The organism is Scytonema hankhaensis NUACC26, assembly GCF_045865695.1.
Lineage (GTDB): Bacteria > Cyanobacteriota > Cyanobacteriia > Cyanobacteriales > Nostocaceae > Scytonema.
Genome location: NZ_BAACAP010000157.1, coordinates 1 through 13,006, shown reverse-complemented (window position 1 = coordinate 13,006; position 13,006 = coordinate 1). Strand labels below are relative to the sequence as shown.

The following is a 13,006-nucleotide window of genomic DNA, read 5'->3' as shown; positions in this document are numbered from 1 at the left end:
GTTTAGGTAATCGAATGGCGGAAAGGGAGTAGTTGTCCCTGACTTTGTGGAGTGCGGTAAACCACTACAGTACAGCTGGTAACTACTAATACTAAGGCTGATGGGACGAGGGGAAGCCAGATGCCTTGGATAAAGAGGACTAAGCAAACAAGGTATAAAACTGAGAGTGTGCTGGCGATCGCAACTATTAAATAGAATTTTGACCGACAACTCAAAGCAAGCCCTCCCCCAACAACAGCCCAACCCCAAATCCATAAAACTTCGCCCCAAATCGGTAAAACTGATATTAAAGGACGTCCTTCTTTAGCGGCGCTAAGAATTTGGCTTACCATCTGCGCTTGCAGAATTACCCCTGGCATTTCCTCGTGGTGAGTATTGTAAGGTGTAGGAAGATAGTCGCGGAAACTGCGTGCAGTAGTACCGATAAGGACAATTCTGTCTTTCACTTGTTCGGGGTTGATTTTACCAGTGAGAACTTCTTTAAGCGTGACAGTAGGAGCAATTTCTAAAGGAGAGCGGCGGTTAGAACGATAATTAAGTAATATTTGGTAGCCACTTGTATCTTCTTGTTGATAACCGCTTATAGGCGAACGCAATCGCTTCAAAACAACTTTGCCTAACTGCAATTCTCCTTCATTATTCTTAGCGAAAATGCCCTCCTTTGCCAGATAATGGAATGCTAATTGGGCACTAAGGGCATAAGGCACAGTACAAGGGGAGACGGGATCTGTTGATTTCATGGCAATCAGGTGACGGCGCACAACTCCATCTGCGTCTTGGATAACATCACTAAAACCAAGGCGTGATTGTGGCACCTCTGGAGGGGGTGAAATTCCTGGATGTGGGGGTTTGCTTGCGCGATCGCTGACTTTACATATGGCGAAGAAGCGATTATCGCTTTGTAAACGAGTTGCTAAAGACGCCCGGTTAGACTCTACTAGAAAATCACGGTAAATATCTAAGCCAATTAACCTTGGTTGGAACTGTGTTAGTTTCTCCAACAGTCGCGCTAGTGCCGTGTCTGAAAGCGATCCTTTTCTTTGCTGCTGTTCTGGCAGTTGAAAATCTTCTTCAGTTATTGTGACTATCAATAGCCGTGAATCCTGCCCTTCATCCGGACGCGATCGCATCAGTCTGTCATAAGAGAGTATCTCCCATGTTTGCAATCCTCCTAGATGCCTCATCCCTAACACACTAGTAGTTACCAATAAACTGAAAAATAGCAAAGCTTTCCAAGAGCGACTGTTGAGCGACAACTGGGGCTTTGCCCAAGTCATCGGCGCTACAGCAGGATGTTCGCAAATGACTGGCAACCAACTTGCGCCTGGGTAATCTTTCTCCATTCCTTCAAGCCTTTCTCTAGCCGTCCGAACCGCAGCGTATATGGACTCTCCCGATGAAAAAGCCAACAGAAAATATTTTAAAAACGTTTGAGCAACCAAGTCTGGTACGGGTTCCCGCATGACGATGATTTGTGGAATGTATAAATCTTGCAGTTCTTTCGCTAATCCCAATCCATCACAGGAATTGAAAATTGCCAATTGCAACCCATTAGCAACGGCATTTCTTAGAGCATACTTAAGTTCGTTAATTGTTAAGTTATCTGTTTGATTGATATAAATGCGACCTATGTCACCCTCTGATTTGCTATGACCGGCGAAAAACAGAATGTCCCAATGTTGGTTCCACAATTGGTCGTGAATGTCTTGAGGTTGAGGCTTTTCTAGAAAAGTTATGGCAGCATTGGGTAATTTTTTTAGCAATTGGCGGTCTTGGTCTACATCAATATCGACACTATCGCCGAAGATCGCCAAAATTTTGATTTTGTTTTGTTCAGAGGATGCCTGCGATGGTAGTACTTGTTCTGACTCTGGGACGCTCAAGGCAACTTCAGATTTACGGTAATCTCGGTCAATTAAATCCCACAAATGCCAGGGAAGTTTCCTTAGCTGCAAACAAGGGGTGCGAATTATTACCCGTACTTCATCTTCAGGCATTAAGTATTTAAGCCATCTCTCCCGAACGGGACGAAATGATTCCGATTGCAACCAGTCATTTAAGCGCGATCGCAATTCGTTCGTTAAGGTATGGCAGTCCTCACGTCGCTTCGAGATAGAACCATCGTAAACAATCTTTTTAGCTTTAATACGGGTAAATTTCCATAAATTGCGGTAAGTTGATTGCCATTGGTCAATGGCGATCGCTATATCTGGATTGGGGGGCAAATTGCCAGTAATTTCCGTAGCGGGACGTTTGCCTTCAAACCCAATTTCTAGTGTTACCCGCACTCCCAGTTGTAAGTTGCCATCTAATTTTAGCACAACTAACTTCCTCATTGCTAGCACCCCCCTGTATTCGCTTTAGATGACAAAATTTTCTGTAGCGCTAATATTCCCCAGTACCAGTTTAGTGCTGAAACGTTCTCCCACTTCAGCACTAAACTGCAATTGAATATTTTTATTAGTACTTCTAGTTTGGGCTTCCATGACAGATATTCCCTCAAAGTCTAGCACCATAAGTTGAAGATTCTGTGGCAAATAATTTTTTCCACTTGTTGGATGTACTTCGACGATAATATCCAGTTCTGATTCGTTATTTGGACTAAGGATAACTACCAGAACCACCGCTTGCTCAGTTGTTTGGTTTCCCCCCAAATTAATTAACTTGCTCCTGCTAACAAAATCCTCCTTAATACTTCTCAGACTGCTGATTGCATAAACTGGTTGAGTGCCTAACAGAGCTTCAACTTCTTGCCAACCAGTATCAAAAATATTCTCAAACCATTGCACAACATTGATGAAATTCTTACTTGAAGCAAGCGTTGAATAATTTAATTTTACTACACTGTCTTGAGTCTGACAATCTAAGTAATCTAGTAATTTCTCCAAAGATTGCAGTTCGCTAATTAGTAATAGATCGCTAGAAACTTCCCGAACAAATCCCAACAGCTTTGCCTCTCGAAATGATTTACTAATCTGTACAACTACATAGCCAATTCTATTGGATAGTACTTCAATGGGTATATTGACAAACTCTTCTCCTTCCAAAACCGAGCGGCACTCCAACTTGCCCAAATTCTTTAGCTCCAAATCCGCTACATCAAAAAGTATCTGTTGCATTGGGTTCCAGCTATCACTTGCTTCCAAGTCTGTTTCAAATCCCATGTATTGCAAATACGAATTCACAAAAGATACAGATAAAGTATTGCGGCGAACTTGTTCGCGTTTCTCTTGTGTTACTTGTTGTCTGCAAAACTTTTCAGCCAGCCACCTAAGTTGTGGAGGTATAGGCCCTGTATATGTTAAAAATTCTGTTTTGTTCGTCATAATTCTTCTCTTTTCTACCTGCTTGTATGAAATCTACAAATATTCTCGTAATTTAAAAGCAAATTTTTTCACACATCTTTGATAAAAGTTATGTAATGATGTTATTCCAATTCCCCATTCTTGTGAAATGGTTTTCCAAGATATTCCTGAATATCTTCTTTTGGCTATTGCTTGAAAATTTGCTTCAGGATGACCTTTGATATGTTCCTTGATAAAAATTCTTTCTGGGTCATCTTCTATATATTTTATAATTTCTTCGTATAAAGATATAGATTCTGGTGAAGCTAAATTTTCTAAGTGTGAATTTTCCAATTTAATTTCATTACTGCTTCCAAGAATTTTCGGTATAGCCTCTGGAAAAAATCTTTTAGTCAGTAGTACATTCACCCAAGTTATGACCTCACCGCGTCCGGGATCGTACTTGCAAATATTGTCACTTTGACAAAGATACAAAAATAAGGTTTGTACTGCTTCTTCATAAATATCTTCATAAAGTAGTTGAAATTGACCTTTATAGGGACGAATAAGCTTTCCCGACTGCCAAATGGTATCTATTAACTGTGTTAAAGCCATTCTTCGCTCCTTGGTTGCCTGTGGATATCCTTGGGCAAAGAGCGCTAATTCTTTAAGTCTTGTATCTAGCTGTTGTCTCTTGTCGTTAGTCATAAAAGACCTCGAACGCGATCGCACCTCAAAAGCTAATCTCTATCTCTCTTAGTAGAGCAAACAACTTTTACACAAACTTAGAAAAATTGTTACAAAAATTTACTAAATTCGAGCAGATTCAGACGCCAGTCTTAGATGTATTTCATGCGAGCGCTATAGAATCAAATGAAAACACCAAAAAGTGGTGCTAACATATGGTATGATTTATTGGTGTAAAACAATGGATTCACGAATAACAGTACGCTTTCCAGCAGAACTTTTGGATAAAGCTAAGACTGTCAAAAACGATGCGGAATCGCTCAATGACTTAGTAGTTTTAGCACTAGAAAGAGAAGTGCGTCGTCGTAAAGGATTAGCGGCTCACGAAAAGATTCTTGCGATCGGTCGGCAAATTCCGCAACAGCCAGATGCTACTGAATTAATTCATCAGATTAGGGAAGGCGAAGAGCGAGATGTCTAGAATCGTATGCTTAGATACCAGTGTATTCATTAAATATTTGGTCAGTGCGGAATACGAACCTTTAGCCGTGGCTCTTGTTGTTGAGGCGATTGAAGGTAGTGCAAGGATAGTTGTACCCTACTTTACATGGGCAGAAGTCGGCTCTGTATTGCGAAAAAAAGTCAGAGCTAAGCTAATTAATCTCGAGCAAGCAAGTGAACTTTTTGCGGCATTTTGTGAATTGCCTATTGAGTATCTTGATAGCCAAATCCTTCGCGCTCGAGCATGGACGCTAGCCGAACAATATCAGATGCCAACTTTGTACGACGCAGCATTTTTAGCTTGTACTGAAATAGTCGGAGCTAACTGCAAGTATTGGACTGCCGACAAAAAGCTACTTAATCAACTTGGACAGGCAAAACCTTCCTATGTTAATGAAGTGCCATAGAGTTAAGACCAATTCAAAAATATAAAGCGATCGCTTTGGAAATAGTAAGGGCATTGGTTAAACTCTTATCCCACAAGCTTCTTTACATTGTACTATGATACGAGAAGCTGAACTGAAAAGAGAAATTGACTGTTTTCCAAGTTCAGTCAATCTAAAACAAGCCACTCGCGTAACCGTACCAGAAAAGGCTATGTCCCCAGATACCACAACTAAAAAAACGGAGACAAAATGGCCGATTGTTGAGCCATATGAAGTGCCAACACCACCGACAAATCTAATATTTGATGATGGAGAACCATTGGAAAGTAACCGCCACAGGATTGCCATAAATGTTTTGATTGAATCAGCGCAAGCGGCTCTTGCTGGACGCGAGGATTTTTTTGTAGGTGGTAATATGTTCGTCTACTACAGCAGTTTGCAGGTATTGAATCGCGATTTTCGCGGACCGGATGTGTTTGTGGTGTTGGATGTGGATGGGACGCGCGATCGCCAAGGTTGGGTAGTGTGGGAAGAAGAAGGGCGCTATCCCGATATGATTATTGAGTTACTCTCACCAAGCACAGCACACGTAGACCGCGAGGAAAAGAAGCATTTGTATGAGAGAACATTCCACACAACAAACTATTTCATTTTCGATCCGTTCGATCCCCAATCCCTGAAAGGGTGGCAATTAGACAACAAGCAACGGTATCAACCCTTAGAGATAGATGGGTCAGGTTGGCTGTGGTGCGAGACCTTACAGCTATGGTTGGGAATATGGGAGGGGCAAATTCGCCGCGAACCCGCAAAAGGTACTTGCTACTGGTTACGGTTGTTTGACCGAGAGAAGAACTTAATATTGCTACCAGAAGAAATAGCAGAGCAAGAACAGCAACGCGCCGAGCAAGAACGACAACGCGGCGAGCAAGAACGACAACGCGCCGAGCAAGAACAGCAACGCGCCGAGCAAGAACAGCAACGCGCCGAGCAAGAACGACAACGCGCCGAGCAAGAACAGCAACGCGCCGAGCAAGAACAGCAACGCGCCGAGCAAGAACAGCAACGCGCCGAACGATTAGCAGCACGATTGCGCGAGTTAGGAGAAGATCCAGATGCAATCTAGATGTTCGCTGTGAAGTTGATATTGATGGGTTGTAAGATCCCCGACTTCCCAAAGGAAACAGCTGGCGAATGGGGGGTGACACTGGAAACCCTGTGTTCGCGTTAATCCGCGTAGGCGGATTTTGCTCGTATAGCTGCGAATTCTATTCGCCTCAATTATTTTTTGTTTCTCCCAAATTGGCGTTAGCAATTCCTCAATGCAAAATCGATTAGCTTTGCCCCAACCGAGTCAGATCTTCTCCGGTGACACGGCAAATTCGCCAATCATCCAAAATGCTTGCGCCCATGCGACGGTAAAATGCGATCGCAGGCTCATTCCAATCTAAAACGCTCCATTCCAATCTTCCGCAACCTCTTTCTACAGCTATCTGAGCAACTTTTGTCAGCAATGATTTTCCCACACCCTGTCCTCTGTACTCCGGGAGAACAAACAAATCTTCTAGATATATTCCTGGCTTTGTTAAAAACGTTGAATAATTATAAAAGAATAGGGCAAACCCTACAGTTTGCCCCGCATCTTCTGCTACTATTGCTTCTACGTATTTTGGCGTTCCAAACAGGTGTTCTTTTAATAAGGAAGCATTGCCTGTGACAGCATGAGATAGTTTTTCGTATTCTGCTAGCGCCTTAACTAATTCAAACAGTGCATCACAATCCTCTGGTTCAGCAAAACGTAAGACCAGTTTGGTATTTGCAGTCATTCGGTGTTTGTCCTTTGTTATTTGTCCTTTGTCCTTTGTCATTTGTCATTTGTATTTCAAAGATTGATAACCTAATGACCAATGACTAATGACTAATGACCAATGACTAATGACTAATGACTAATGACTCATCATACCAACCAACCTTTCAAACGTTTAGCGATATGAGGACGGCGCAACTTCCGCATAGCTTTACTTTGAATTTGTCTCACTCGTTCGCGCGAGAGGTTAAACATATTGCCTACCTCTTCCAAAGTACAGGGTTCGCTAGTGACTAACCCATACCGTAGAGAAATAACATCTTTTTCTCTTGGAGTCAGTACATCGCCCAAAACTTCCCATATCTCCTGACGCATCATGCTTTCGTTCATTTTTGCTTCTGGAGACTGGTTGTCTTCATCTTCCAGTAAATCCATGAGTTCCGTGTCTTCTTCTTTACCAACACGGTGATTGAGGGAAAGGGCTTGACGTCGTAATTGTTGAAGCTGGCGTAGTTGTGGTGCGGGAATTTCTAAAGCTTCCGCCATCTCCAACTCTGTTGGATTGCGACCGAGTTTTTGTTTGAGTTCCCTTTGAGCTTTTTTGAGTTTATTAAGTTTTTCAACAATGTGAATTGGTAAGCGGATTGTTCGGGCATCATTGGCAATAGCCCGCGTGATAGCTTGTCTAATCCACCAGTAGGCGTAGGTGGAGAACTTATATCCCTTGTCGGGATCGAATTTTTCTGTTGCTCGATTTAATCCCATTGCGCCTTCCTGAATGAGATCTAGGAAAGGAACTCCGCGATTTAAGTATCGTTTGGCAATGGAAACAACCAATCTTAGGTTTGAGCGAATCATTTTACGTTTCGCTACTCGACCTTGATATAAGCGATTTTCGAGTTGTTTTTCTGTCATCCCTAACTGGGCAGCAACGAGTGACTTACCTGGTTGGTATCCTAGTTTGTTATGTAAAGAAGCTTGTAAATCTCTAAATTCTTCTAAAAATCTGACTCGACGCGCTAATTCCACCTCTTCTTCTGCTCTTAGCAATGGGTAACGCGCCATTTCTTTAAAAAATGCACCTACAGCATCGTCATACTCGGTTTTGTTATACCCCGAAGGACGAGCTGCTGCCATGCTGTCTCCGTTTCGGTCTTCAGTGTCTAAATTGTCTGCAATTCCAGATTCTTCTATTGCTGCATCTATTGCGGCATCTACTACTGCATCTAAATTGAAGGCTAATTCTTCATGATCGGCCGTAGTTTCCAATTCGATAGTTCCTAGGTCAGCAATAGTCATAGTTTCCATTAGGGATTGTTGCTCTGTTTGGTACATAGGTACATAATTTGCGTGAGAGTGACAGATGCTTAGAAATGCTGATTCTCTTTTTCCAATGAGATATACACTTATAGGTAAGTTTTAAGTGCAGGATGTAAGACTTTACCAGTATCTATATGGTTGGTAAAAGTTAAGTATCTATTTGTCATTACCAAATCTTCCCTCTTTAGTTAAAGTGTTTGAGTTAACAACTCTAGCAGGGGTGTCACAGGTCTGGAATAAGGTTGAAGTATGAAGAATCTACAGGGAACACTGGCATACAAACTGTTTTTTTTATTGACAACGCTTATTTCATACTTCATCTTTAACACTTAAACCCTGGAGTTGTCTTCATCTTTTGGTTACAAATAGATACTTTCTTAAACTTATTTCTCTATTACGCTCTATAGATATTCCGTCAGACCACTGACATATATCTTCCTTATCTTTTCTCAAAAAGAAGCTATTTCAAACCCCCTCTCAATTAATATTTTTTTATTTTTACATAATTTATCTTTTGACCGTCAATCCTTAAATCTTCATATGATTTTCTAAAAATGTTGACTTTTTATGTACTAGCGACCACCAGTAAGACATTTAACTTTTTGCTGCATTGCTATACATTGCTCCTAGTTTTACCCTGGTGGCACTTAGTTGACAGGTAAAAACTTTAGCAATGTCTTCTCTGATAAAGGATCTCACAGACTCCAAGGGTTGAATATCTATCAAGAGACGGAAAAGGCTACTTTCCCATTTTAGTATCCGGAGAAAATTAAGCGAAAAAAATGAAGATTGCCTATTTTTATCTGACAGGGCATCCGTTGATTTACCGCTATCTAAAGTTGAGATGAATTTATCTACCGGATTACATAAGAGGAAACTTATCAAGTATTATGTCTTAAGACAGTATTGCCAATTACATTTTTGATGGAAGGGTTGCAAACAGTTAGAGTCAATTGGCAAGGTTAAGATAAACAAGCAGATGGATGAAGATTTTTTAGACTCCTCCCAGGCAAAGATTATGTATATGAATGGTGTCGGTTTGCTCCCTATGACGGTTGCTGAACCAAGCAAACCCTATAACACGGAAATAAATAAGGATCGCTGGATAGATGTTTTGGTAGATAATCCATCCGGTTCAGAGCTTTACGTTTATAGAGTGCCAGAACAATTGGCAGTAAAACCTGGGGATATTTTAAGCGTGCCATTTGGCTCTCAATTGATTGGGGGAGTTGCCATTCGTTTTCTAACACAACCTCCAGCAGATATACCGCTAGAAAAAATTCGGGATGTGGAAGAAGTGGTCAGCGCAGGCTTTTTTCCATTGGCATACACAGAACTGGTGAATCGAGTTGCATCGTACTATTGTACGCGCTTGATTGAAGTGATTCGCATGACTCTACCACCAGGTTTATTAGGGCGATCGCAACGTCGCATTCGCTTAACAGTTGCTGGTGCGGCTGTTTCTACCAAAACAAACACTGTGGTTGAGAAATACCCGAGAAATATTTCCCTTCCCATTCTGAGTTTTACCAATGTACCAAAGTCTCATTCTTTCCCAATCCATTTCTATTTCCAAAAGGTTATTGCGAATAAGTACTTGCTGACATTATTAATCTTTCAACAGTCGGTAAGTAAAATCAGTAATAAAACAGCAAATCAAATATTGCAACTTCTGCAAGAACAAGTCGATGGAGACTATAGCTTTGTATATCTTCAACGTCAAGTTCCAAGCGCCTACAAAGCCATCAAAGAATTGTGGCGACGCGGTTTGGTAGAAAGTTATTTGGAACCTCCACAATTAGCTCGACCCAAATATGAAAAAGCAGTGACCCTTGTAGGAAATGTGTTTGACCGGGATCTAACCCCTCGCCAACGAGAAGTGCTCGAAGTTCTGAGAAGGAGAGGGGGCGAGTTATGGCAAAATGAATTGTTGCGAATAAGTAACACAAGCTCTACAATCCTTAAAAATTTAGAACAAAAAGGTTACATTGTCATCCAAGAAAGAGAGGTATTGCGAACAGAAAGTTCCTCTCCTCTGGGAGGGATGCTAGGAAAAGAACAAACTAAGATATTAACACCCGATCAGTCAAAAGCGTTAGATGCGATCGCTCGTTTAGACGGATATGCTAAAGTACTCTTACACGGAGTAACAGGTTCCGGAAAAACAGAGATTTATTTGCAGGCGATCGTTCCATTATTAGCACAAGGGAAATCAGCCCTCGTTCTAGTCCCAGAAATCGGACTCACACCGCAATTAACAGACCGTTTTCGCGCTCGTTTTAGTACAGGAGTCAACGGAACTTCACCCGTACTCGTTTACCATAGCGCCCTTTCCCCAGGAGAAAGATTCGACACTTGGCGGCTGATGCTAGCAGGAGAACCCCAAATCGTCATAGGTACGAGAAGCGCCATATTCGCTCCGTTGCCAAATTTAGGCATAATCATCCTAGATGAAGAACACGACAGCAGTTTCAAGCAAGATTCTCCCGCCCCAACCTACCACGCTCGCACCGTCGCTGAGTGGAGAGCAGAATTAGAGAATTGTCCCCTCATTCTTGGTTCCGCAACACCTTCTTTAGAGACGTGGGTAGATGCTTCGCAGGGACTGGCGACTGGCGACTGGCGACTGAGTAGCAGGCAAACTTCCTTATCCCCAATCCCCAATCGCCAATCGCCGATCCCCAATCGCCAATCGCCGATCCCCAATCATTACCTCTCCCTCCCCCAACGCATCAACGCCCGCCCTTTACCACCTGTAGAAATTGTGGATATGCGGCGAGAATTGCAAGAAGGAAATCGTTCTATATTTAGTCGCTCCCTGCAAAAAGCACTCTTGCAACTCAAAGAACGCAACCAGCAAGGAATTTTATTTATTCATCGACGGGGACACAGTACTTTTGTGTCTTGTCGGAGTTGTGGATTTGTTATAGAGTGTCCCCACTGTGATGTATCGCTGGCATATCATTACACTGAAGAAGCAATGCAAGTCTTGAGGTGTCATTATTGTAACTACACGCGATCGCATCCTCGAAGCTGTCCGGAATGCAGTTCTCCCTATTTGAAATTTTTTGGGAGTGGAACCCAAAAAGTAGAGGAAGAATTAGCCAAACAATTTCCCGATTTGCGCTGCATCCGCTTTGATAGCGACACCACGAGAAACAAAGGCGCACACCGCAATCTAATTACCCAATTTGCCAATGGAGAAGCAGATTTGTTAGTGGGTACGCAAATGCTAACCAAAGGTTTAGATTTGCCACAAGTGACACTTGTGGGAGTTGTTTCCGCCGATGGGTTGCTACATTTCTCAGATTATCGTGCCAGCGAACGAGCATTTCAAACACTAACTCAGGTTGCAGGGCGTGCAGGTAGGGGAGAAGAACCCGGAAGAGCCATTGTCCAAACATACACCCCAGAACATCCAGCAATAGAAGCCGTAAAAAATCACAATTACCATGCCTTTGTACATGAAGAATTAGAACAACGGCAAGCACTTGGTTATCCACCCTATGGAAGGTTAGTTTTATTACGCTTCAGCAGTACCGACCCAATTCAAGTTGAGAACACAGCACAAGTCGTAGCATCCATTTTGCCCGAACAAGAAGGGTTAGATATTTTAGGACCAGTTCCGGCGAGTATTTTACGAGTAGCCAATCGCTACCGTTGGCAAATTTTGCTGAAGTTTGCTCCTGAAACACCACCATATCTCCCAGACTGGGAGGAAATCGATAAACTTTGCCATCAAAAGTCAGTCAGTTTCACAATTGATGTCGATCCCCTAAATATGAGTTAGCAGTGACCAGTAACCAGTGACCACCTGACCAAGATTCAGACCATCTCGTTCCCAGGCTCAGCCTGGGAATGCCTTATTGGAGGCTCCGCCTCCAGTAAACCGATTTGATACCAAATCCTTAGCTTAGTGATTAGAAATCACGGCTACACAAACGAAGCCCTTCTTGTTAAGACGTGGATGATGAGCTTGAATCAACAAAACCCAGTAAAACTGACACTCCTATGTTGGATGCTCCAATACCAGTTGATTCCGACCAGAGTAAGAATGTAAAATGTAAGCTGAGTATATGCCAAAAAAAATTAGAGAACTAAAAAACTTGTTACTACAAGCAGGGTTTACATATAAATCTGGGAAAGGTAGCCACAGTAAGTGGATGCATCCAAAATTGTCCCAAAGTATTATTATTGCTGGTAAGGATGGCAGTGACGCAAAACTTTATTTGGAAAAACGAGTCAATGCAGCACTTGCAGAACTAAAGAGAATGGAACAAGAGTGAACAGAGGATACTAAAAAATGAAGTACGCGATCGTCATTCAATGGTCAGAGGAAGATCAATGCTACGTAGTTTTCCTGCCAGAGTTTACAAACGTTATGCAGCCTTGTACTCATGGAGATACCTACTCTGAAGCACTGGAGAATGCTCAAGAAGTGCTAGAACTGTTAATTGAAACTGCTTTAGAAAATGGCGAACCTCTTCCAAATCCAAAAACGTTAGGACAGTTTTTCCAAGTAGCATAGTGGTGCCTATTAACGCTTATCAAAATCATAGTCTACCTCTAGCTCGAATAACCTGTGCTGTAATCCATTGCCCTTGTGTTGAGGCAAGAAATAACACTATACGTGCAGCGTCTTCTAAAGTTCCAACGCGACCAAAAGGTGTCTTTGTCTCAAGAGATGAACGTAATTAGTTACTCATCCAACCTGTATCTGTTGCACCAGAGTCTATAGCATTTACAGTAATGCCTTTGCTTGCTAAGCTGGTACTCAAACTGATTCTTAGTACCTCTATTGCTCCTTTAGTGATGGCATACGGTAAATTCTCAGGCATTGATGCCAAACTTTGACCAGACGTCAGATTGATAATTCGTCCTCCTGGTTTGCCATGATGACGCTTGGCAAACTCAGTACACAACAATGTAGTCCCTCGTACGTTTATGGACCTATCATGCATTTAGACCTCAAAAATGAAAAAATCTGGATTCAGCAAAATACAACTGAAGTAGATATTGCTTTA

The 13,006-nt window shown here is 42.1% G+C and carries 12 protein-coding genes and 1 pseudogene; 7 read left to right on the top strand and 6 right to left on the bottom strand.

Going from position 1 to position 13,006, the window contains the following annotated elements:
• Nucleotides 1-2: 2 nt before the first annotated feature.
• The 3 genes from ACKTT2_RS12070 to ACKTT2_RS12060 are packed head-to-tail and all read right to left on the bottom strand — an operon-like array spanning nt 3 to nt 3,992.
• Nucleotides 3-2,336 carry a CHASE2 domain-containing protein gene (locus ACKTT2_RS12070; protein WP_407887022.1) on the bottom strand — a complete coding sequence of 778 codons (2,334 nt, stop codon included), beginning with the start codon at nt 2,334-2,336 and terminating at the stop codon, nt 3-5.
• 24 nt (nt 2,337-2,360) lie between these two features.
• Nucleotides 2,361-3,326: a DUF1822 family protein gene (locus ACKTT2_RS12065; protein WP_407887020.1), complete on the bottom strand. Its 966-nt coding sequence runs from the start codon at nt 3,324-3,326 to the stop codon at nt 2,361-2,363.
• Between the two features lie 33 nt (nt 3,327-3,359).
• Entirely contained in the window at nt 3,360-3,992 is a 633-nt protein-coding gene (locus tag ACKTT2_RS12060) for a sigma-70 family RNA polymerase sigma factor (protein ID WP_407887018.1), read from the bottom strand.
• Between the two features lie 220 nt (nt 3,993-4,212).
• Here ACKTT2_RS12060 and ACKTT2_RS12055 point away from each other — a divergent pair, with 220 nt between their 5' ends.
• From ACKTT2_RS12055 to ACKTT2_RS12045, 3 genes are all read left to right on the top strand, one after another.
• Nucleotides 4,213-4,452 carry a YlcI/YnfO family protein gene (locus ACKTT2_RS12055; protein WP_407887016.1) on the top strand — a complete coding sequence of 80 codons (240 nt, stop codon included), beginning with the start codon at nt 4,213-4,215 and terminating at the stop codon, nt 4,450-4,452.
• On the top strand, nt 4,445-4,879 hold the full coding sequence (locus ACKTT2_RS12050; protein ID WP_407887014.1) for a type II toxin-antitoxin system VapC family toxin: 435 nt from the start codon (nt 4,445-4,447) through the stop codon (nt 4,877-4,879). Before ACKTT2_RS12055 ends, ACKTT2_RS12050 begins: the two co-directional genes overlap by 8 nt.
• Before the next feature lie 190 nt (nt 4,880-5,069).
• Nucleotides 5,070-5,981 (top strand): Uma2 family endonuclease, encoded by a 912-nt coding sequence (locus ACKTT2_RS12045; RefSeq protein ID WP_407887079.1) that lies wholly within the window; start codon nt 5,070-5,072, stop codon nt 5,979-5,981.
• 208 nt (nt 5,982-6,189) lie between these two features.
• On the opposite strand, the gene ACKTT2_RS12040 is transcribed toward ACKTT2_RS12045, so the two are convergent.
• Both ACKTT2_RS12040 and ACKTT2_RS12035 read right to left on the bottom strand, forming a co-directional pair.
• Complete coding sequence (locus ACKTT2_RS12040; protein WP_407887077.1) at nt 6,190-6,681, bottom strand: GNAT family N-acetyltransferase; 492 nt, start codon at nt 6,679-6,681, stop codon at nt 6,190-6,192.
• Between the two features lie 131 nt (nt 6,682-6,812).
• On the bottom strand, nt 6,813-7,961 hold the full coding sequence (locus ACKTT2_RS12035; RefSeq protein ID WP_407887012.1) for an RpoD/SigA family RNA polymerase sigma factor: 1,149 nt from the start codon (nt 7,959-7,961) through the stop codon (nt 6,813-6,815).
• A gap of 1,039 nt (nt 7,962-9,000) precedes the next feature.
• Here ACKTT2_RS12035 and priA point away from each other — a divergent pair.
• The 3 genes from priA to ACKTT2_RS12020 all read left to right on the top strand — a co-directional run bounded on the left by priA (nt 9,001) and on the right by ACKTT2_RS12020 (nt 12,510).
• Entirely contained in the window at nt 9,001-11,772 is a 2,772-nt protein-coding gene (gene priA / locus ACKTT2_RS12030; protein ID WP_407887075.1) for a primosomal protein N', read from the top strand.
• Nucleotides 11,773-12,058: 286 nt separating this feature from the next.
• On the top strand, nt 12,059-12,268 hold the full coding sequence (locus ACKTT2_RS12025; protein WP_407887010.1) for a type II toxin-antitoxin system HicA family toxin: 210 nt from the start codon (nt 12,059-12,061) through the stop codon (nt 12,266-12,268).
• Between the two features lie 17 nt (nt 12,269-12,285).
• Nucleotides 12,286-12,510, top strand: coding sequence for a type II toxin-antitoxin system HicB family antitoxin (locus tag ACKTT2_RS12020; protein WP_407887008.1), 225 nt, complete (start codon nt 12,286-12,288; stop codon nt 12,508-12,510).
• Nucleotides 12,511-12,535: 25 nt separating this feature from the next.
• Here the strand turns inward: ACKTT2_RS12020 and ACKTT2_RS12015 are convergent.
• Nucleotides 12,536-12,904, bottom strand: a pseudogene (locus ACKTT2_RS12015) (SDR family oxidoreductase).
• Between ACKTT2_RS12015 and ACKTT2_RS12010 the strand changes: the two are divergent.
• Nucleotides 12,875-13,006: element excision factor XisI family protein (locus ACKTT2_RS12010; RefSeq protein WP_407887073.1), on the top strand; the 132-nt coding region annotated here is incomplete at its 3' end. The pseudogene ACKTT2_RS12015 and the gene ACKTT2_RS12010 overlap by 30 nt on opposite strands.

Coding starts and splice junctions, on each gene's coding strand:
- ACKTT2_RS12070 (WP_407887022.1), bottom strand. CDS start 2,336: ATGAGGAAGTTAGTTGTGCTAAAATTAGATGGCAACTTACAACTGGGA.
- ACKTT2_RS12040 (WP_407887077.1), bottom strand. CDS start 6,681: ATGACTGCAAATACCAAACTGGTCTTACGTTTTGCTGAACCAGAGGAT.
- priA (WP_407887075.1), top strand. CDS start 9,001: ATGTATATGAATGGTGTCGGTTTGCTCCCTATGACGGTTGCTGAACCA.
- ACKTT2_RS12045 (WP_407887079.1), top strand. CDS start 5,070: ATGTCCCCAGATACCACAACTAAAAAAACGGAGACAAAATGGCCGATT.
- ACKTT2_RS12025 (WP_407887010.1), top strand. CDS start 12,059: ATGCCAAAAAAAATTAGAGAACTAAAAAACTTGTTACTACAAGCAGGG.
- ACKTT2_RS12050 (WP_407887014.1), top strand. CDS start 4,445: ATGTCTAGAATCGTATGCTTAGATACCAGTGTATTCATTAAATATTTG.
- ACKTT2_RS12055 (WP_407887016.1), top strand. CDS start 4,213: ATGGATTCACGAATAACAGTACGCTTTCCAGCAGAACTTTTGGATAAA.
- ACKTT2_RS12020 (WP_407887008.1), top strand. CDS start 12,286: ATGAAGTACGCGATCGTCATTCAATGGTCAGAGGAAGATCAATGCTAC.
- ACKTT2_RS12060 (WP_407887018.1), bottom strand. CDS start 3,992: ATGACTAACGACAAGAGACAACAGCTAGATACAAGACTTAAAGAATTA.
- ACKTT2_RS12035 (WP_407887012.1), bottom strand. CDS start 7,961: ATGACTATTGCTGACCTAGGAACTATCGAATTGGAAACTACGGCCGAT.
- ACKTT2_RS12065 (WP_407887020.1), bottom strand. CDS start 3,326: ATGACGAACAAAACAGAATTTTTAACATATACAGGGCCTATACCTCCA.